The sequence below is a fragment of the Mesorhizobium oxytropidicola genome, from assembly GCF_056174625.1.
In genome coordinates, this window is record NZ_CM149692.1 from 3,460,730 (window position 1) to 3,480,180 (window position 19,451).

Here is a 19,451-nt window from a genome sequence, read left to right on the forward strand (position 1 = left end):
CTAGGTTGTCTTAATGCCGGCGCATGAAGAGCAGATGTCAGGAGGGACCGCGCCAGGGCGCGCTCTTCCGCGCGCCCTGCTTTTGGCCATGATTTGCGCGACCGTGCTGGTTGCCGAATCGCAGCCTGCGGCTGCTTTCGAGCTTTTCGGCATCAAGCTGTGGGGATCGTCCAACGACGAGGACGCCGACATTGTCGACCCGCTGCGCTATGCCGTGACCATCACCGTGCCCGATGCCGACAAGGACCTTATCAAGAAGCTTGAAAACGCCTCGTCGCTGAAAGGCGACGAGGACCGCCCGGTTTCGGGCTCGCTCGGGCTGATGGCAAAGGCGCGCAGCGACCGTGAACAGCTGGTCGCCGCCCTCTACGCTGATGCCCGCTACGAAGGCCTGGTGACCATCACCATCGACGGCAAGCCGATCGACGAATTGCCGCCGGACGCTGAATTCAAGGGTCCGCAGCCGATTCCGGTGGCGATCAACATCGCCGCCGGGCCTAAATTCACGCTTGGCAACATCAGGCTGGAAGGCGACGCGGCCGGGCTGATGAGCGCCGATTATGGCCTGATATCAGGCGGCGACGCCGGGTCGGGCGCGGTGCTCAAGGCCGAGGCGCTGATCGTGCGGACGCTGAAGGAGCAGGGCAGGCCGCTGGCCAAGGTGACCGACCGGCAGATCGTCGCCGACCACGCGACCTCGACGCTCGACGTGACGCTGACGGTGGCAGCCGGTCCGGTCGCCGGCTATGGCGCGACGACGGTGGAAGGCACCGAGAAGGTCGACCGCGACTTCACCGAGTACATGACCGGGCTGAAGCGCGGCAAGCAGTACTCACCGCAGGAGATCAGCGACGCGCGCGACAGGCTGCTGGCACTCGAGGTCTTCAACAGCGTGACGTTCAAGGAAGCCGACAAGCTCGACGCCGACGGCAACATTCCGATCGGCGTCCAGGTCAGCGAGCGCAAGCCGCGCTATTTCGGGCTGGGCGGCACCTTCTCGAACACCGAGGGCCTTGGCCTGGAAGGCTATTGGGGGCATCGCAACCTGTTCGGCCACGCCGAAAAGCTGCGCATCGACGGTGCCATCAGCGGCATCGGCAACAACAAACTGTCCGAGCTGAACTACAATGCCGGCATCATGTTCGAGAAACCCGGCGTGATCGGACCGGCGTCGAAGTTCTTCGCCAGCGTCAAGACAGTGCTCGAGCATCCGGACGCCTACGACCATTTCTCGGTCAAGGGCAGCACCGGCCTGTCCTATGAACTCGACAAGAAGCAGACCGTTTCGGCGGAAGTGGCGCTCGACTATTCCAGGATCACGGATGCGTTCGGCAAACACAAATATCTGATCGCCAGCATTCCGCTGCAATATGTCTACGACAACAGGGACAACCGGCTGAATCCGACCACGGGCTTCCGGCTGCTGGCCTATGCCGAGCCGAGCTACGACATTATGAGCGGCGCGGCCTTCCTCAAGCTGAAGGGCGAGGGATCGGCCTATCAGTCGCTGGATACGGCCTCGAAGTTCGTGCTGGCCGAGCGCGTCGCCGTCGGTTCGATCGTCGGCACCGGGCTGGAGAACGTTCCGGCCGACCGGCGTTTCTATTCCGGCGGCGGCGGTTCGGTGCGCGGCTATGCCTATCAGGGTATCGGCCCGAAAGATTTCACCGGCCAGCCGATCGGCGGCCTGTCCTTCTTCGAGACCTCGGTCGAGATGCGCATCGCCGTCACCGACACGATCGGCATCGTGCCGTTCGTCGATGCCGGCACGGTGTCGACCAGGTCGATGCCCAATTTCTCCGACGTCAAGGTCGGCGCCGGTGTCGGCCTGCGCTACGTCACACCGTTCGGGCCGCTGCGCATTGATGCCGCCGTGCCGCTCAACCGCGATCCCAGCGATCCGCATTTCGGCATCTATGCCGGCATCGGGCAGGCGTTTTGACATGAAGACGGTCCGGCGCATCCTTCGCATTGTTCTTTATACGCTGCTGATCGTGGTCGCGGGCGCGATCGGCGCACTCGTTGTGCTGACCAAGACCGAGCGCGGACGCGACAATCTCGCCGGCATCATTTCGCGGCTGGCCTCGAACGACGACCGAAAGGTCACCGTCAGCGGCATTGACGGCATCTGGTCGGGCGCGCTCAGCGTCGATCATGTCGTGCTGGAAGACCGCCAGGGCGCGTGGCTGGTGGCGCGCAAGGTGGCCGTCGACTGGTCGCCGCTTTCGCTTTTGTCGAAAAGCTTCAGCGCCGACCGCATCGCGGCCGAGCGCATCGAACTGGCACGTCTGCCGGTGGCCGGCACGCAGCCGCCGGCGCAGGGCGGCACGACGACGCTGCCGGTTTCCATCGACATCAAAGAGATCGACCTGCCGGAAATTGCCCTTGGCCAGCAGCTGGCCGGCAGTGGCATCGCCGAACTCGCTGCCAAGGGGATGCTCAAGGCCGACGCCGCGCCGCTGGCGGTCGAAACGACGCTCAACGTCACCCGCCATGACGGCAAGCAAGGCAATGTTGACGCCAAGATCCATTTTGCGCCGGCGGACAACAGGCTCGACCTCGACCTCAAGGCGTCGGAGCCGGCAGGCGGCATCATCGCCAATCTGCTCAAGCTGCCCAATACGCCGCCGGTCGACATAGCCGTCTCGGGCACGGGACCGCTTGCCAACTGGAACGGCATCGCCACATTCATGGTCGATGGCAAGATCGTTACGCAGCTGACGGGCCGTCATCAACTCACCGACAAGGGCAATCACCTCGAGGCCAAGGGCGACGGTGAGTTCGCGCCTTTCCTGCCGGAAAATTTGCGGCCGCTCTTTGCCGGCAAGACCAGTTTCGATGTCGCCGGCACCGCCACATCGGCCGGCGGCGTCAGCATCGACCGGGCCAGCATCGAAAGCGATGCCATACATGGCGCAGCGACCGGCATCGCCGACCCGGCCGGCGCCAGCGATCTGTCGGTTGAAATTGCCGCCAAAGGCGCCCCTGTGCCGATCACCGTGGGCAATGCGGCACAGCCGATCACGGTGGTCATCCGGAACATCACCGCCCGCGCCTTTGGCGACGGCAAGGCGCCGATCATCGACATCGGTGCTTCGCTGGTTTCTGTGGTTGCGGGCGGCACGCAGCTGAACGATATTTCAGCACAGATCCATTCCGACGGCTTCGACATCCAGAACCGCGCCGGGCCGTTTGCCGTCAAGCTGACCGCGGGTGGCCTGAAGACCGATGTGGCGACGCTGGCGCCGCTGATCACCGGCAAGGTCGACGTCGACCTCGGGGGATCGCTGAGCAAGGACGCCATCACCATCGACCAGGGCACGTTGCGCTCCGATGCGCTGAACGCTTCGCTGACGATGACGGTGGCGCTTGCGGACCTGTCGATGCAGCTCAAGATGAATGCCGATGCCGTGTCGACCGCTTTGCCGCCGCAGATCAGCTCGGTGCTCGGCGAGCGGGTGAAATTCTCGGCCGCCGCCACCCGCGATCCGCAAGGGGCGTTTGCCGCCAATTCGATCTCGTTGACCTCCGGTTCGCTGAGCGCCAGCGGCACCGCCAGCGCGCAAGGCAGCGACATCCAGGCCGACATCAAGGGCACGCTGGGCGACGTTTCGGTGTTGTCGCCGATGGTCGGCGTGCCGGTTGCCGGCGGCGTCGATTTCGCCCTGTCGGCAAGCGGCCCGCGCTCGGCTCCGGATTTCACCGTCTCCGCCGATAGCGACAGCCTGACGGCCTCGGGCCGGACGGTGAAGGCGATCAAGCTGACGGCGAGCGGCAAGGCCGACATAGCCAGCCCCTCGGCTGACGTTTCGCTGACCGGGACCGTCAACGACCAGCCGCTCGACATCAAGGCGGCGCTGGTGACGAGCGAGGGCAAGCGCTCGATCAACGGTTTCCTTGTTTCGCTCGGCGACAACAAGGTTTCGGGCGACCTGGCGCTCGATGACAAGTTCATGCCTCTCGGAACGCTGACGCTGGCGGCGCCGGCAATCGACCAGTTGGCGGCACTCGCCGGCCAGCAGGTGACGGGTGACATCAACGGCACCATCAACTTCGCCAAGGAGGGCGACGCGCCGTCCGTCACTATTGATGCGAAGAGCACCTCGATTGCGCGCGGCGAGGTGACGGCCAAAACGATCGCCGTCAATGCGCTGATCGCCAACTATCTCAAGGCGCCGGCGTTCTCCGGCACCATCAAGGCCGACTCGGTTACCTCGGGCGCCACCGAAATCAGCGGCATCGGCGTCGACCTGAAGCGCGACGGCGACTGGACCAATTTCACCGGCGGCGCGACGATCGCGGGTATTCCAGCGACCGCCGCCGGCCGGGTCAAGATCGCCCAGGGCACCACCAGCGTTGAGATCGCCTCGGGCGAAGCCACGGTTCGCGGCATCAAGGCTGCAATCGCTGAACCCTCGACGCTGACCATCGCCAATGGCACGACCAGCGTCGAAAAACTGGCGCTCGATGTCGGTGGCGGTTCGGTGATGCTGTCGGGCACCGCCGGCCAGACGCTCGATCTCGCGGCACAGTTTTCCGCGTTGCCGGCGGCCCTGGCCAATGATTTCGTGCCCGGCCTCGATGCCGTCGGTACACTCGGTGGCACGGCGCAAGTGACGGGAATGCCGGCTGCCCCCGAAGTCCGGTTCAACGCGCAGCTTGCCGGCGCCGAAACCAGCCAGACCCGCCAGGCCGGGCTCGGGCCGCTCGCAGTCGATGCGGCCGGCAGCTATACCTTGGCCGGCGGCGTCGCCCTCGACCATGCGACGCTGACCGGCGACAAGATTTCCGGCACGGCCTCCGGTACCATCAATCCGAACGGCGCCAGCGACTTTTCGGTGGATCTCACCTCATCCGGCCCCAGCCTGCCGCTGACGGTCGGCAGTGCTGAGAGCCCGGTCAAGATCGAGGTCAAGTCCTTGTCGGCAAAGGTGGCGGGTGAGAGCACGCAGGCCCGCCTGGATGTCTCCGCGATCCTGCCTTCAGTGGCCACCAGCCCGGCGAGAGTGGACGGGCTTGCCTTGGCGCTGCATTCGGACGCGTTCGATCTCAAGAACCGTGCCGGACCGGTTTCCGGTACGGTGTCGGTGGACAAGGTCGGTCTCGACAATGCCGCGATCGCGCCGCTGATCGCCGGCAAGGTTACGGCCGCGCTAAACGCCCGGCTGACGCCGGACGGCGTCGCCATCGACAGCGGCTCGCTCAAGAGCGATGCGCTGAACAGCCAGGTCGCCGGCCAGGTCTCGCTGCGCGACGGTGCCATCGATCTCACGCTGAGTGCGGATGCCCCGTCATCGGCCTTGCCGGCGGCGGCGCGCGGCATGCTCGGCGAACGCGCGCAGATTAGCGCGACGCTGAAGCGCGACCCCAATGGCAGTATCAATGTCGATGGGCTGAAACTGGTGTCGGGCGCACTGACCGCACAGGGGCAGGCGAGCCTTGCCGACAACAAGCTGGCTGCCGACATCACCGGTGCTCTCGCCGATGTCTCGCTGTTGTCTAAAGACGCCAAGGGCGCCATCGCCTTTGCAGTGAATGCCCAGGGGCCGGCGATCGCCCCCGATCTGTCGCTGACGGTCAACAGCGATCGACTGCTGGTGGCTGAGCGCGAGATCACCGGGTTGAAGCTCACCGCCACGGGCAAGGCGGATGCCGCCAACCCGGCGGCGAATGTGCAACTGACCGGCAATGTCGCGGGACAGGCCTTGCAAGGCAGCGCCGTGCTGGCAACGGCGGACGGCAAGAGCGCCATCAATGGCCTGCTGCTGTCGCTGGGCAAGAACCGGATTTCCGGCGATCTGGCGCTTGACGACAAATTCGTGCCTGAGGGCACCATCTCGCTCGACCTGCCCGATATCGGCCCGCTCGCCGCACTGGCACTGGAAAAGGCCGAAGGCGACGTGCGCGGCACGATTGCCTTCACCAGGAATGGCGCGGTGCCGCAAGTCGCCATCAAGGCGGCCACCGCTTCGATCACGCGCGGCGATCTCCAGGCGAAGGCGGTTTCCATCGATGCGCTGATCGCCAACTATCTCGCCGCACCGGTGATCTCGGGCAAGATCCGCGCCGACACCGTCATATCGGGCGGCACCGTGATCAGCGGTATCGATGTCGATCTGAAGCGCGATGGCGACTGGACCGGCTTTTCCGGCGGCGCCACGGTTAAGGGCATTCCGGCCAAGGCCGCTGGCCGGGTGAAGGTGGCCAATGGCACCACCACCATCGAGCTCGCTTCCGGCCAGGCGACGGTGCAGGGTATCAAGGCGGCCATCGCCCAGGCTTCGACGGTCAGCATCGCCAATGGCATGACGACGCTGGACCGGCTGGTGCTCAACCTTGGCGGCGGCACGGCGACGGTGACCGGCAAGGTCGGGCAGGCGCTCGACATCAATGCGACGCTGGCGAAGGTGCCGATGTCGCTCGCCAACAGTTTCTCGCCTGGGCTAGACGCAACGGGTTCGATTTCCGGCACCGTCAAGGTGACCGGCGCGCCTGCGAGCCCTTCCGTTGCCTTCAACATAGACGCGGCGGGCGTGCAGACGTCGCAAACCCGCGGTGCCGGTGTCGGCGCGGTGAGCGTTTCCTCGTCCGGTACCTTCGCCGGCAACAAACTGACCTTCAACGCCAATGTCGGCGATGGCGCCGGCCTTGGCCTCAAGGGCGGCGGCACGGTGACGACGGCGGGCACGCCGGCGCTGGTGCTTGATTTCAATGGCGCCGTGCCGTTCGGCGTTCTCAGCCAGAAGCTTGCCGCGCAAGGCCTGGCGCTGACGGGAACGGCCAACGTCAATGTCCAGGTGCGTGGTCCGGCGACATCGCCGGTCATCGGCGGCAGCATCAGCACCTCGGGTGCGCGGCTGGTCGATGCGCGCTCCGGGCTGGCCGTCAACGATCTCACGGCCGACGTCTCGATTGGCGGCGGCGTCGCCAGGATCAACCGGCTGACCGGAACACTGTCGACGCGCGGCAGCCTGTCGGCCAGCGGCACGGTCGGCATCAACCCCGCGCAAGGTTTTCCGGCCGACCTGTCGATCAAGCTCACCGATGGGCGCTATACGGATGGACGCGTGGTGACCGCCAATCTCGGCGGCGACCTGACGATCAAGGGGCCGCTGACATCGGCACCGGTGATTGCCGGCACCGTCAATCTCGCCAAGACCGTCATCACGGTTCCGGATAAATTGCCCGGCTCGCTCTCGGCGCTCGATGTCAAGCACAGGAACGCGCCCAGCGCGGTCAGGGCGCAGGACAAGGCACTGCGCCCGGCGACGACGTCAGGCAAGAGCGGCGGCAGCGGTCTCGCGCTCGACGTCACCGTCAACGCGCCGAACCAGATCTTCATCCAGGGCAGGGGCGTCGATGCAGAACTCGGCGGCTCGCTCAAGCTGACCGGCCCGGCCTCGTCGCCGCAGGCGGTCGGCACCTTCACCCTGCAGCGCGGGCGGCTGTCGATCCTCGGCAAGCGGCTGACCTTCACGGAAGGTACCGTCGGTTTCTCCGGCTCGCTGGTGCCCTACCTCAACCTGACCGCGACAACGACGACGACCAGCGCCACCGTCACCATCGTGGTGTCGGGCGAGGCGACCAATCCGAAATTCACCTTCTCCTCGGTGCCGGCACTGCCCGAGGACGAGGTGCTGGCGCAATTGATCTTCGGCCGCTCGATGTCGAACCTGTCGCCGCTGCAGATCGCGCAACTGGCCGAAGCCGCCGCGCAGCTGGCCGGCGTTGGCGGATCGACCTCGCTGCTTGAAAACCTGCGCAGCGCGATCGGTGTCGACGATCTCGACGTGACCACGGACAGCCAGGGCGGCACGGCGGTCTCGGCCGGCAAATACCTCAACGACCGTACCTATGTGACCATCCAGAAGGGTGACAAACCAGGTTCGGGCAAGGCGACCATCGACCTCAATGTCGGGCGCGGCGTCAAGTTGCGTGGCGAGGCGACCGACGCCGGCGAGGCCAAGGGCGGCATCTTCTACGAAAAAGAATATTGAGGGGCTGGCCCTCACCATGGCCGAGACTGGTGCTGTCGTAACTGATGTAAATGTTTCAGTTTAATCGCCTAAAAGAGATTTAGGCGAAATCTGGGCGCACTAGCAAATTTGCGTCAAGACTGTCGTTATCACGCGAACCGCCCCCCTTCCAAAGTTGCACATTCGCTAACATGTTCCCATCCCACGCTGTCTTTGACATCATGGCCTGGATGCGGAATGTTAAAAGGCGGAAAGCCAACAATGGGAGTTAAGTCATGACGATCTACAAGAGTAACGGCGATCGCGTTCCGGATCACATCCTGGCCATGGCCGAAGAAGCCAAGGCAGGCAATGTGGACCGCCGCGAATTCCTGGCCATGGCCAGCGTCTTCGGCGCCTCGACGGCCATGGCCTACGGCCTGCTCGGCCTCGCCGATCCGACGCCGGCCAAGGCAGAGGACGTGAAGGGCAAGAAGGGCGGCACGCTGAAGGTCGCGCAATGGATCAAGGATCCGAAGGATCCGCGCAAGGCCGACTGGTCGGAAATCGCGGATGCCGAGCGCCAGGCGCTCGAGCCGCTGGTCAAGTACACCACCGAATACACGTTCCGCCCCTATCTCCTGGAAAGCTGGGACGTCAATGACGACGCCACGCAGTACACGCTGCATGTGCGCAAGGGCGTGACGTGGTCGAACGGCGATCCCTTCACCGCCGATGACGTCATCTTCAACCTGAAGCGCTGGGCCGACAAGAAGGCCGAAGGCAATTCCATGCCTGGCCGTCTCGGCTCGCTGGTCAAGGACGACAAGCTCGACGAAAGCGCCGTGACCAAGCCGGACGATCACACGGTCGTGCTGAAGCTCACCAAGCCCGACATCGCGCTCATCCCGAACATGTGCGACTATCCCGGTCTCATCGTCCACAAGAGCTTCGACGAGAAGGGTGGCGATTTCAAATCCTGCCCGATCGGCACCGGACCGTTCGAACTCGTCTCCTACGACGTCGGCCAGAAGGTGGTCTACAAGCGCCGTGCCGACGACAAGTGGTGGGACGGCGAGGTGTTCCTCGACGGTATCGAGTTCATCGACTACGGCACCGATCCGGCTGCCATGGTCAGTGCCTTCGAAGCGGGCGAAGTGCACACCAACTTCGAGACCTCGGCCGACTATGTGTCGATCCTCGATGGCATGAACCTGGTGAAGTCGGAAGTGGTGACCGCGGCGACCATCGTCTGCCGCACCAACATCAAGAACAAGCCCTATGACAACCAGAAGGTGCGTCAGGCGCTGCAGCTCGGTGTCGACAACGCCGTCGTTCTCCAGCTTGGCTACGGCAATGCCGGCACTGTCGCCGAGAACCACCATGTCTGCGCCATTCATCCGGAATATTTCGAGCTGCCGAAGATCAAGCGAGATCCGGCCAAGGCGAAGGCACTGATGGCGGAAGCCGGCCAGGCCGACTTCGAGCACGAACTGATCACCGTCGACGAGGACTGGCACAAGAACACCGGCGACGCCATTGCCGCGCAGTTGCGCGACGCTGGCATCAAGGTGAAGCGCACCGTGCTGCCGGGTTCGACGTTCTGGAACGACTGGACGAAGTATCCGCTGTCGATGACCAACTGGAACATGCGCCCGCTCGGCGTCCAGGTTCTGGCCATCGCCTACCGCACCGGTGAAGCCTGGAACGAGGCGGCCTGGTCGAATCCCGATTGGGATGCCAAGCTCAACGCCGCGCTTTCGGTGGCCGATGCCGCCAAGCGCAAGGAGATGATGAAGGATATCGAGCAGATCCTGCAGGATTCCGGCATCATCATCCAGCCGTACTGGCGCAAGCTCTTCAGCCACTCGGTCAAGGCGGTGCAGAACTACAAGATGCATCCGACCTACGAGCACGACTACGGCAAGGTCTGGCTCGACCAGGCCTGATCCGGATCGAAGGGGGAAGGGGCGCTTGCCCCTTTCCCCTCGTTCTCTTGCAGCGATCTGAAGCCACGAGTGTGCACTGCAAAAAAATTGCGGACTCCCCGGATAAGGTCATGCAATAAATCAGGCGCTGATTGCATCCGAGGGCCTGTCTGACAGCCAGCCCGCCGGCAACGGTGGACAAGGCTTTGGAGCCGGCTCAAACCCCAACCCCGTCGGCAGGGGGCCGCCATGCTTTCTTTCATTATCAGGCGTCTCGGCACCATGGCATTGACGATGCTGTGCCTGACGATGATCGTCTTCTTCCTGATCAACCTCGAGCCCAATCTGAAAAAGCTGGCGATCAGCCAGACCGAAATGCACACATCGGCCGAGCAGCTCGAGAGCTGGCTGGTCGAGCATGGCTACCGGCAGAATTTCTTCATCCGTTACGGCCAGTGGCTCGGCGTCCTGCCCAAGCAACCGGTGACCGATCCGGCGACCGGCAAGCCGGCGCAGCGCTTCACCTTCTGTAACGATCCCGTGGTGCCGACCTTCGCCGGCGTCCTGCAAGGCGATTTCGGCTGCTCGACCAAATTCAAGGCGACGGTGGCCTCCAAGCTGTTTCCGGCACTTGGCGCGACCGGCATCCTGATGTTCTGGGTGCTGGCGGTCATGGTTCCGATCTCGCTCCTGATCGGCATCCTGGCCGGCATGCGCGAGGGTTCGCGAACCGACCGGGTGCTGTCCGTCGCATCCATCGCCTCGACGGCGACGCCTGAATATGTGTCGGGCGTCATCTTCACCGTCATCTTCGCCTCATGGCTCGGCTGGCTGAACGGGTCGGCGGCGTCCGCCAGCCAAGGCATCACTTTCTACAACTTCACGCTGCCGGTGATGACGCTGGCGATCTACGGTATCGGCTACATCGCGCGCATGACGCGCGCCTCGATGGTCGAGGTCATGACGCAGCAGTATATCCGCACCGCCCGCTTGAAGGGCCTCTCCTTCGGCAGTGTGGTGGTCAAGCATGCGCTGCGCAACGCGCTGATCGCGCCTTTCACTGTCATCATGCTGCAGTTCCCCTGGCTGCTCACCGGTGTCGTCATCGTCGAGGTGATGTTCCGCTACCAGGGCTTCGGCTACACGCTGGTCGAAGCTGCCGGCAACAACGACATCGACCTTTTGCTCGGCTGCTCGCTGGTCTCGGTGTTCATCGTCTTGATTACGCAGCTCATTTCCGATGTCGGCTACGCGTTTCTCAATCCGCGTATCAGGGTTCAGTAGGGGACGAAGCGGATGCAGGTCCAATATATCGGCGCCTTTACCATCATCCTCGAAGTGCTTTCGCGCTTCTGGCCGGTGTGGATCGCGCTCGTCATCGTCATGGGGGCGAGCTTCGCCTACAAGAAGAAGCTCGCACTCTACGGCCAATTGTTCGACAGCGGCGTCGGCATCGTCGGCGTCGGCATCTGCCTGTTCTGGCTGTTCACGGCGATCTTCGCATCGACCATCTCGCCTTTCGATCCGCTGGCGCAGGTGCCCGTCATGAAGGACACGCTGCCCGGCGCCATCGAGCCGCAATCGGGGCTGGTCTATCTCTTCGGCGGCGACAAGCTGGCGCGCGACGTGTTTTCGCGCATGGTCTATGGCAGCCAGATCGTGCTGATCATCGCGCCTGCCGCGACCGGCTTCGCGCTGATGGTCGGCATCACCCTCGGCCTGCCGGCCGGCTATTACGGCGGCAAGATCGACACCGTGCTGTCGTTCCTGGCCAATCTGGTGCTGGCCTTCCCGGTTATCCTGTTGTTCTACCTCCTGGTGACGCCGGGGATCATGGACACGCCGATCCCCTATGCGCTGGCCGGCGTCTTCTTCCTGTTTCCGATCATCTTCTTCTGCGTGCTGTTCTGGACACGCTTCAAGAACCGGCCGGACCGGATCTACATCCTGCTCGGCCTGACGCTGATCATTGGCGGCTGGATCTACCTCGGCCTTGTCTTCGACAGGGACCCTCTGCACATCGTGCATATCGACCCCAACCAGTTGAACATCTTCGTGGCGGTGGTGTTCGCCTCCAGCCCCGGCGTGTTCCGCATCGTGCGCGGCCTGGTGATGGACATCAAGACGCGTGACTATGTGGCGGCGGCGCAGACGCGCGGTGAATCGCCCTGGTACATCATGCTGTGGGAGATCCTGCCCAATGCGCGCGGACCGCTGATCGTCGATGCCTGCCTGCGCATCGGCTACACGACGATCCTGCTCGGCACGCTCGGTTATTTTGGCCTCGGCCTGGCGCCGGAAAGCCCCGACTGGGGTACGGCGATCAAGGACGCCAGTCGGCTGCTGCGCTCCTTCATCCACCCGGCGCTGCCGCCGACGATCGCGCTGATGTCGTTCGTGCTGGGGCTTAACCTGTTGGCCGACTCGTTGCGTGAGCAATCGATGAAAGATTGATTGACGGGCTTCGGCCCGCATCTGGTAAAATTGGATTGGAGCGACCCATGAACGAGGCAGTTCGAAATCCCGCGGCACCGATCATCGAGATCGAAAACCTGTCGATCTCCTTCTTCACCCGTAAGGGCGAGATACCGGCCGTCATGGATTTTTCCTGCACGGTCATGCCGGGCGAAGCGATGGGCATTGTCGGGGAATCCGGCTGCGGCAAGTCGACCGTGTCGCTCGGCATCATGCGCGACCTCTCCAACATCGGAAAGATCGTCGGCGGCAAGATCAAGTTCCAGGGCAAGGATATGGGCGAGCTCTCCGACGAGGAGCTGCGCGCCATCCGTGGCAACAAGATCGCCATGATCTACCAGGAGCCGATGGCCAGCCTCAATCCGGCGATGAAGGTCGGCCAGCAGCTGATGGAAGTGCCGCTCATCCACGACAAGGTGTCGAAGGAAGAGGCCTACAAACGCGCCCTCGACATGGTGCGCTCGGTCAAGCTTCCCGACCCCGAGCGCATGATGCGCTCCTACCCGCACCAGCTCTCGGGCGGCCAGCAGCAGCGCATCGTCATCGCCATGGCGCTGCTGTCGAAGCCGGCGCTGCTGCTGCTCGACGAGCCGACGACGGCGCTCGACGTGACGGTGGAGGCGGGTATCGTCGAACTGGTCAAGGGGCTGGGCGAGAAGTTCGGCACGTCGATGATCTTCGTGTCGCACAATCTCGGCCTCATCCTGGAAACCTGCGACCGCATCACGGTGATGTATTCGGGCGAGGCGGTCGAGACCGGCAAGATCAAGGACGTGTTCGACCGGATGCGCCATCCCTATACGCAGGGGCTGTTCCGTTCGATCCCGCTGCCGGGCGCCGACAAGAACTCGCGGCCGCTGATTGCCATACCCGGGCAATTGCCGCTGCCGCATGAGCGGCCCAAGGGCTGCAATTTCGGCCCGCGTTGCCACCATTTCGTCGAGGGCGTCTGCAACGCCGCCGAAATCCCCATGGTCGAGGTCGCCGGCCACGAGGGCCATTTCTCGCGCTGCGTGCGCTTCAACGAGATCGACTGGGAGGCGCTGCCGCCCGGCGCCAAGAAGGTCAATGAGCGCGTCGTGCCCGGCGCACCGGTGCTCAAGATCGAGGATCTGAGGAAGTACTACAAGGTCGGCGGCAGCGAGGTGTTCGGCTCGAGCGAAGGCCGCGTCGTCAAGGCCAACGAGACGATCTCCTTCATGGCGCGCGAATCCGAGACCGTCGCCATCGTCGGCGAATCCGGCTGTGGAAAGTCGACGCTGGCCAAGGTGCTGCTCGGACTGGAGACGGCAAGTGCCGGCACGGTAACTTTGGGCAACAAGGAAATCCAGTCGACCGGCATCGAGAACCGCAGCGTCGAAACCGTGTCGTCGATCCAGATGGTGTTCCAGAACCCGTTCGACACGCTGAACCCCAGCCATTCGGTCGGTTCGCAGATCATCCGCACGCTGGAGAAATTCAACGTCGGCAAGACGGTCGCCGACCGGCGCAAGCGCATGCTCGAACTGCTCGACCTGGTGAAGCTGCCGCGCGCCTTCGAGACGCGCAAGCCGCGCCAGCTGTCCGGCGGCCAGAAGCAGCGCATCGGCGTGGCGCGTGCCTTTGCCGGCGATGCCAAGGTGGTGGTGGCCGACGAGCCGGTCTCGGCGCTCGACGTGTCGGTGCAGGCGGCGGTGACCGAACTGTTGATGGACATCCAGCGCAAGAACAAGACGACGATGCTGTTCATCAGCCACGATTTGTCGGTCGTGCGCTACATCGCCGACCGCGTCGTCGTCATGTATCTCGGCTACATCGTCGAGCAAGGCACGACCGACCAGATCTTCGCGCCGCCCTATCACCCCTATACCGAGGCGCTGCTGTCGGCGATCCCGATCGCCGACACCAGCGTGGTCAAACGGCACATCGTACTGGAAGGCGATATCCCATCGGCGATGAATCCGCCGTCGGGCTGTCCGTTCCAGACGCGCTGCGGCTACAAGAAGCTGGTGCCGGACAATCTCTGTGAAACCAAGGTGCCGCCGGTCAAACATCTCGGCGATGGCCATATGAGCCTGTGCTGGCTGGCCGACGACGTGCTGGCGAAGATGGAACCGGTGATCAAGTTCGACAAGGAGCATGCAGCCCACGAAGGCGTGCCGGAAGACGCGCCGCATGTCACGGATGCAGGCTCGACGGCCGCCGCGCCCAAGCGTCCGCGCGGCAAGAAGCCGAGTTGAGAGGCTAAGGCCGAGGCGCGTTCAGTTGCTGCACTGCCGTAGCTGTTCGGCATAGTCCCGTGCCATTTTCTCCGTCGCCCGGGCATAGCCCTGCACGCCGGCATCGCCACGATTGCCGCGGCCATAGGCGGTCCAGCCGAGATAGTATGCGAGGTAGAGATTGTAGGTGTCGTTGCGGGCGACGCCGTAGGTGTCTGCTGTCTTGGAATGGTACCAGCCGACGAAATCGACGGCGTCGGCGAATTTGGTGCGCCGCGCCGCCCAGTTGCCGGTTTCGCGCTGATATTGCGACCAGGTGCCATCCAGCGCCTGCGAGAAGCCGGTGGCCGACGAGACGTGCTTCCACGGAATGAAGCCGAGCAGCTTGGTGCGCGGCGGCCGGGCATTGCTCTTGAAACCGGATTCCTTGCGCACCGTCGCCATCAGCACCGGCACGGGGATGCCGTATGTCCGAGAGGCGCGTTCGGCCGCCGACTGCCAATTGTCGAACCAGCCGTCATTCTGGTCGAAGACGGCGCAGACATTGTTGATGTGGCTGGGCGCGGTCGCGCAGGCCGACAATGCCAGCAACACGCCAACCGCTACAATTTTACTAAAACTCGACCTACGCATTGGGTGAGCAATAGGCCGAAATCATAAAGGGAATCTTGCTGTGTCCGTTAACGCATCGCCGGCGCCAGCTCTCGGGAAAATGCTATATTGATACTACGACATCTTCTGTCGCTTTTTATAAAAGAGAATTACAAAAATGCCGCCTTGGCTAAAATCACGCCTGTAAACGGCGTATTTCTGACAGCTTGCCTGGTTTGCCGAGGCTTTGATGCCGGGCATGAATGAACCAAGACGCAAGCGCGGCGCCGAGCGCACCAGCAACCGGGGGCCAGTGCCCATCCCGCAACTGCCGCAAAGGCGCGTGACCAATCCCTATCCGCCGATGGCGTTGCTGTCGCCAGATCAGATCGAGGCGATCCACCAGGCGTCGATGCATATTTTGGAGAATTTCGGCATCGAGGTGATGAGCCCGAGGGCGCTGTCGCTGTTCGAGAAGGCGGGTGCTGTGGTTGATCACGCCTCGGCGAATGTCCGCATCGATCGCGGCATGGTCGACGAGGCGCTGAAGACGACGCGGTCCAACTATACGCTGACACCCCGCAACCCGGCCAACACGATCCATCTCGGCGGCAACACGATCAATTTCACGCTGGTTGCCGGCCCGCCCAATGTGCACGACATGGAACGCGGCCGCCGCGCCGGCAATTTGCGCGACTATGCCGATCTCACCCGGCTGGCGCAGCATTTCAACTGCGTCCACATGCTCGGCAACCAGGTCTGCGCGCCGGTCGAACTGCCGGCCAATTCGCGCCATCTCGACACCTATTTCACCAATCTGACGCTGACGGACAAGAGTTTCCATGTCTCGGCGATCGGCCGGGGCAGGGCGCTGGACGGCATCGAGATGATGGCGATCGCGCGCGGATTGACGCTCGACCAGCTGCGCGACGATCCGGGCATCGCCACCATCATCTCGGTCAACTCGCCGCGCCGCTTCGACGAGATGATGGCCGAAGGGCTGATGACCATGGCCGAGTTCGGCCAGTCGGTGGCGATAACGCCGTTCACGCTGATGGGGGCGATGAGCCCGGTGACGCTGGCGGGTGCTTTGGCGCAGCAGAATGCCGAGGCGCTGTTCGGCGTCGTGCTGACGCAGCTGGTGCGGCCGGGGGCGCCGGTGATGTATGGCGCCTTCACCTCCAATGTCGACATGAAGTCGGGCGCGCCGGCCTTCGGCACGCCCGAAAACACCAAGGCCAACATCGCCTCGGGGCAATTGGCGCGGCGCTATGGGCTGCCCTACCGGACGACGCCGGGCTCGGCCTCTAATGCCGCCGACGCGCAAGGCGCCTATGAGACGCTGATGGCGTTGTGGGGCGCCGTGCTCGGCCATGGCAATCTCGTCTACCACGCCGCCGGCTGGCAGGAGGGCGGGCTGACGGCGTCGTTCGAAAAATTCATCATCGATGTCGAGATGATCCAGCACATGATGGAGTTCCTGCGCCCGATCGTGGTCGACGAGGCCGAGCTTGCCGTAGAGGCGCTGGGCGCGGTGCCAACAGGCGGCCATTTCTTCGGCGAGCCGCACACGCTGGAGCGTTACGCCACCGCCTTCTACCAGCCGATGCTGTCCAACTGGCAGAATTTTGAAGCCTGGCAGGAAGGCGGCGGGCTCGACGCGACAGCGCGCGCGACGCGGCTGTGGAAGAAGGCGTTGGAAGACTATGTCGAGCCGGTGATGGATATCGCCGTGCGCGAGGCGCTGGAGGCGTACATGGCCAGGCGCAAGGAAGCGATCGGGCAGGGCGAGCCGTGATACCTCCCATCCCTATTCATCTCACCCATCCAATCCGTTGATATCAGAGAAAAATCCATGAAATCGCATGCAAAGGTCGTGGTCATTGGCGGCGGGGTCGTCGGATGTTCCGTGCTGTTCCATCTCGCCCGCCATGGCTGGGCCGACGTGGTGCTTCTGGAGCGCGACGAACTGACCTCCGGCTCGACCTGGCACGCGGCGGGCGGCATGCACACGATCAATGGCGATCCCAACGTCGCCAAGCTGCAGAAATACACGATCTCGCTCTACAAGGAGATCGAGGAGTTGTCGGGTCAAGCGACCGGCGTGCACCTGACCGGCGGCGTGCTGCTCGCCGCGACCGAGGCGCGGCTGGACTGGCTGCGCGGTGTCGTCGCCAAGGGCCGCTATCTCGGCATCGACCTGGAAGTGATCTCACCGAGAGAGGCGGCCGAGCTGATGCCGCTGCTCGATCCCAAGCAGTTCGTCGGCGCCGTCAGGAACAAGGAGGACGGCCATCTCGATCCGTCGGGCGTCACCCATGCCTATGCCAAGGCCGCGCGGAAACTGGGTGCCGAGGTCGAGCGCTTCACCAAGGTCGAGGACATTGTGCGGCGGCCCGACGGGATGTGGCGCGTCATCACCAACAAGGGTGAGGTGGTGGCCGAACATGTCGTCAATGCCGGCGGCCTGTGGGCGCGCGAGGTCGGCCGCATGGTCGGGCTCGAACTGCCGGTGCTGGCCATGGAGCACATGTACCTGATCACCGAGGACATGCCGGAAGTCGCCGCCTGGAACGCCAGGACGGGTACGGAGATCATCCATGCGGTTGATTTCGACGGCGAGCTCTATCTGCGCCAGGAACGCGGCGGCATGCTGATGGGCACCTATGAGAAGGCCAACAAGCCATGGTCCGAGTATCAGACGCCGTGGAATTTCGGCCATGAATTGCTGGCGCCGGACATCGACCGCATCGCGCCGTCGCTCGAAGTCGGCTTTCGCCACTTCCCGGCCTTCCAGCACACCGGCATCAAGCAGATCATCAACGGGCCCTTCACCTTCGCGCCCGACGGCAACCCGCTGGTCGGGCCGGTGCGCGGCCTTCCCGGCTTCTGGGTCGCCTGCGGCGTCATGGCCGGTTTTTCACAGGGCGGCGGCGTCGGGCTGGCGCTGTCCAACTGGATGATCGAGGGCGACCCCGGCGCCGACATCTGGGCGATGGATGTGGCGCGCTACGGCGACTGGGCGACGATGGCCTACACCAACGCCAAGGTGCGCGAAAACTATTCCAGGCGCTTTTCGATCCGCTTCCCCAATGAGGAACTACCCGCCGGACGGCCGCTGAAGACGACGCCGGTCTACGATCTTCTGTCGGCCAGGGGCGCCCAATGGGGCGTCGCCTATGGGCTGGAAGTGCCGCTCTGGTATGCGCCGGAAGGCATCAAGGACGAGTTCTCCTGGCGGCGCTCCAGCGATTTCACCCATGTCGCCAGGGAGGTTGCGACGGTCCGCGACGGCGTCGGCCTGGCGGAGATTTCGAGCTTCGCCAAATACAAGGTGACCGGCGAGGGGGCGGTCGCCTGGCTCGACCGCATGCTTGCCTGCAAACTGCCGAAACCCGGCCGCATGACGCTGGCGCCGATGCTGAAAGACGACGGCAGGCTGATCGGCGATTTCACGCTGGCCAATCTGGGCAGCGATGGCTGGTTCCTCGCCGGCTCCGGCATTGCCGAGCAGTATCATATGCGCTGGTTCGAAGCGCATCTGCCGGAGGATGGCTCGGTCCATATCGAGGCGCTGGGCGCGAAACTCACCGGCCTTGCGATTGCCGGGCCGAAGGCGCGGGAAGTGCTGGCCAAGGTCAGCCGCGCGGATGTTTCGAACGCGGCATTTCCGTTCATGGCGGTGGCCAGGATGGATATCGGCATGGCACCGTGCCTGGTCGGCCGCGTCAGTTACACCGGCGATCTCGGCTACGAGATCTGGGTGGCGCCGGAATATCAGCGTGCGGCTTATCATGCACTGATGGCGGCCGGCGAAGAATTCGGCATTGGTCTGTTCGGCTCGCGGGCTCTGAATGCGCTTAGGCTGGAGAAGAACTACGGCTCATGGGGGCGCGAATACCGGCCGATCTACGGGCCTCTCGAAGCGGGGCTCGACCGCTTCGTCGCCTATGGCAAGGAGGCCGATTTCATCGGCAAGGCGGCAGCGCTGGCCGAGCGCAAGCAAGGCGGCAAATTGCGGCTGCGCAGCTTTATCGTCGAGACGCAAGATGCCGATGTCATCGGCGACGAACCGATCTGGTTCGGCGGCGCGGTGCGCGGCTGGGTGACGTCGGGCGGCTATGCCCATCACTCGAAAAAGTCCGTTGCCGTCGGCTATGTGCCGAAGGAGATCGCCGAGGAGAGCGACGGCTTCGAAATCGAGTTGCTGGGCAAGCGCCATGCGGCGCGCATTCAAGCGGCGCCGCTGTTCGATGCGAATTTCGAACGGATGCAGGGGTGAAGGTTCCCCCCCGCTTGCGACA

The 19,451-nt window shown here is 63.8% G+C and carries 9 protein-coding genes; 8 read left to right on the top strand and 1 reads right to left on the bottom strand.

Going from position 1 to position 19,451, the window contains the following annotated elements; all coding sequences use genetic code 11:
* Positions 1 to 13: 13 nt before the first annotated feature.
* From AC0V8S_RS17285 to AC0V8S_RS17310, 6 genes are all read left to right on the top strand, one after another.
* Entirely contained in the window at positions 14 to 1,942 is a 1,929-nt protein-coding gene (locus AC0V8S_RS17285) for an autotransporter assembly complex protein TamA (protein ID WP_475438481.1), read from the top strand.
* 1 nt (position 1,943) lies between these two features.
* Complete coding sequence (locus AC0V8S_RS17290) at positions 1,944 to 7,997, top strand: translocation/assembly module TamB domain-containing protein (RefSeq protein WP_475438482.1); 6,054 nt, start codon at positions 1,944 to 1,946, stop codon at positions 7,995 to 7,997.
* 254 nt (positions 7,998 to 8,251) lie between these two features.
* Complete coding sequence (locus tag AC0V8S_RS17295; RefSeq protein WP_183460952.1) at positions 8,252 to 9,904, top strand: ABC transporter substrate-binding protein; 1,653 nt, start codon at positions 8,252 to 8,254, stop codon at positions 9,902 to 9,904.
* A gap of 228 nt (positions 9,905 to 10,132) precedes the next feature.
* Positions 10,133 to 11,167, top strand: a complete 1,035-nt coding sequence (locus AC0V8S_RS17300) for an ABC transporter permease (RefSeq protein WP_183460950.1) — start codon at positions 10,133 to 10,135, stop codon at positions 11,165 to 11,167.
* Positions 11,168 to 11,179: 12 nt separating this feature from the next.
* Positions 11,180 to 12,337, top strand: a complete 1,158-nt coding sequence (locus tag AC0V8S_RS17305) for an ABC transporter permease (protein ID WP_095202081.1) — start codon at positions 11,180 to 11,182, stop codon at positions 12,335 to 12,337.
* A gap of 47 nt (positions 12,338 to 12,384) precedes the next feature.
* Positions 12,385 to 14,577, top strand: a complete 2,193-nt coding sequence (locus AC0V8S_RS17310; RefSeq protein ID WP_475438483.1) for a dipeptide ABC transporter ATP-binding protein — start codon at positions 12,385 to 12,387, stop codon at positions 14,575 to 14,577.
* Between the two features lie 21 nt (positions 14,578 to 14,598).
* Here the strand turns inward: AC0V8S_RS17310 and AC0V8S_RS17315 are convergent, their stop codons facing one another.
* Positions 14,599 to 15,189, bottom strand: a complete 591-nt coding sequence (locus AC0V8S_RS17315) for a transglycosylase SLT domain-containing protein (protein WP_475438484.1) — start codon at positions 15,187 to 15,189, stop codon at positions 14,599 to 14,601.
* 217 nt (positions 15,190 to 15,406) lie between these two features.
* On the opposite strand from AC0V8S_RS17315, the gene AC0V8S_RS17320 reads away from it, so the two are divergent.
* Together AC0V8S_RS17320 and AC0V8S_RS17325 are read left to right on the top strand one after the other, a co-directional pair.
* Complete coding sequence (locus AC0V8S_RS17320) at positions 15,407 to 16,945, top strand: trimethylamine methyltransferase family protein (protein ID WP_475438485.1); 1,539 nt, start codon at positions 15,407 to 15,409, stop codon at positions 16,943 to 16,945.
* Positions 16,946 to 17,002: 57 nt separating this feature from the next.
* Positions 17,003 to 19,429, top strand: coding sequence for a GcvT family protein (locus AC0V8S_RS17325; protein WP_475438486.1), 2,427 nt, complete (start codon positions 17,003 to 17,005; stop codon positions 19,427 to 19,429).
* Positions 19,430 to 19,451 lie beyond the last annotated feature (22 nt).

What these genes read in the sequence shown, in the direction of transcription:
- AC0V8S_RS17310 (WP_475438483.1), top strand. Translation starts at nt 12,385, where the DNA reads ATGAACGAGGCAGTTCGAAATCCCGCGGCACCGATCATCGAGATCGAA.
- AC0V8S_RS17305 (WP_095202081.1), top strand. Translation starts at nt 11,180, where the DNA reads ATGCAGGTCCAATATATCGGCGCCTTTACCATCATCCTCGAAGTGCTT.
- AC0V8S_RS17315 (WP_475438484.1), bottom strand. Translation starts at nt 15,189, where the DNA reads ATGCGTAGGTCGAGTTTTAGTAAAATTGTAGCGGTTGGCGTGTTGCTG.
- AC0V8S_RS17285 (WP_475438481.1), top strand. Translation starts at nt 14, where the DNA reads ATGCCGGCGCATGAAGAGCAGATGTCAGGAGGGACCGCGCCAGGGCGC.
- AC0V8S_RS17325 (WP_475438486.1), top strand. Translation starts at nt 17,003, where the DNA reads ATGAAATCGCATGCAAAGGTCGTGGTCATTGGCGGCGGGGTCGTCGGA.
- AC0V8S_RS17295 (WP_183460952.1), top strand. Translation starts at nt 8,252, where the DNA reads ATGACGATCTACAAGAGTAACGGCGATCGCGTTCCGGATCACATCCTG.
- AC0V8S_RS17290 (WP_475438482.1), top strand. Translation starts at nt 1,944, where the DNA reads ATGAAGACGGTCCGGCGCATCCTTCGCATTGTTCTTTATACGCTGCTG.
- AC0V8S_RS17300 (WP_183460950.1), top strand. Translation starts at nt 10,133, where the DNA reads ATGCTTTCTTTCATTATCAGGCGTCTCGGCACCATGGCATTGACGATG.
- AC0V8S_RS17320 (WP_475438485.1), top strand. Translation starts at nt 15,407, where the DNA reads ATGAATGAACCAAGACGCAAGCGCGGCGCCGAGCGCACCAGCAACCGG.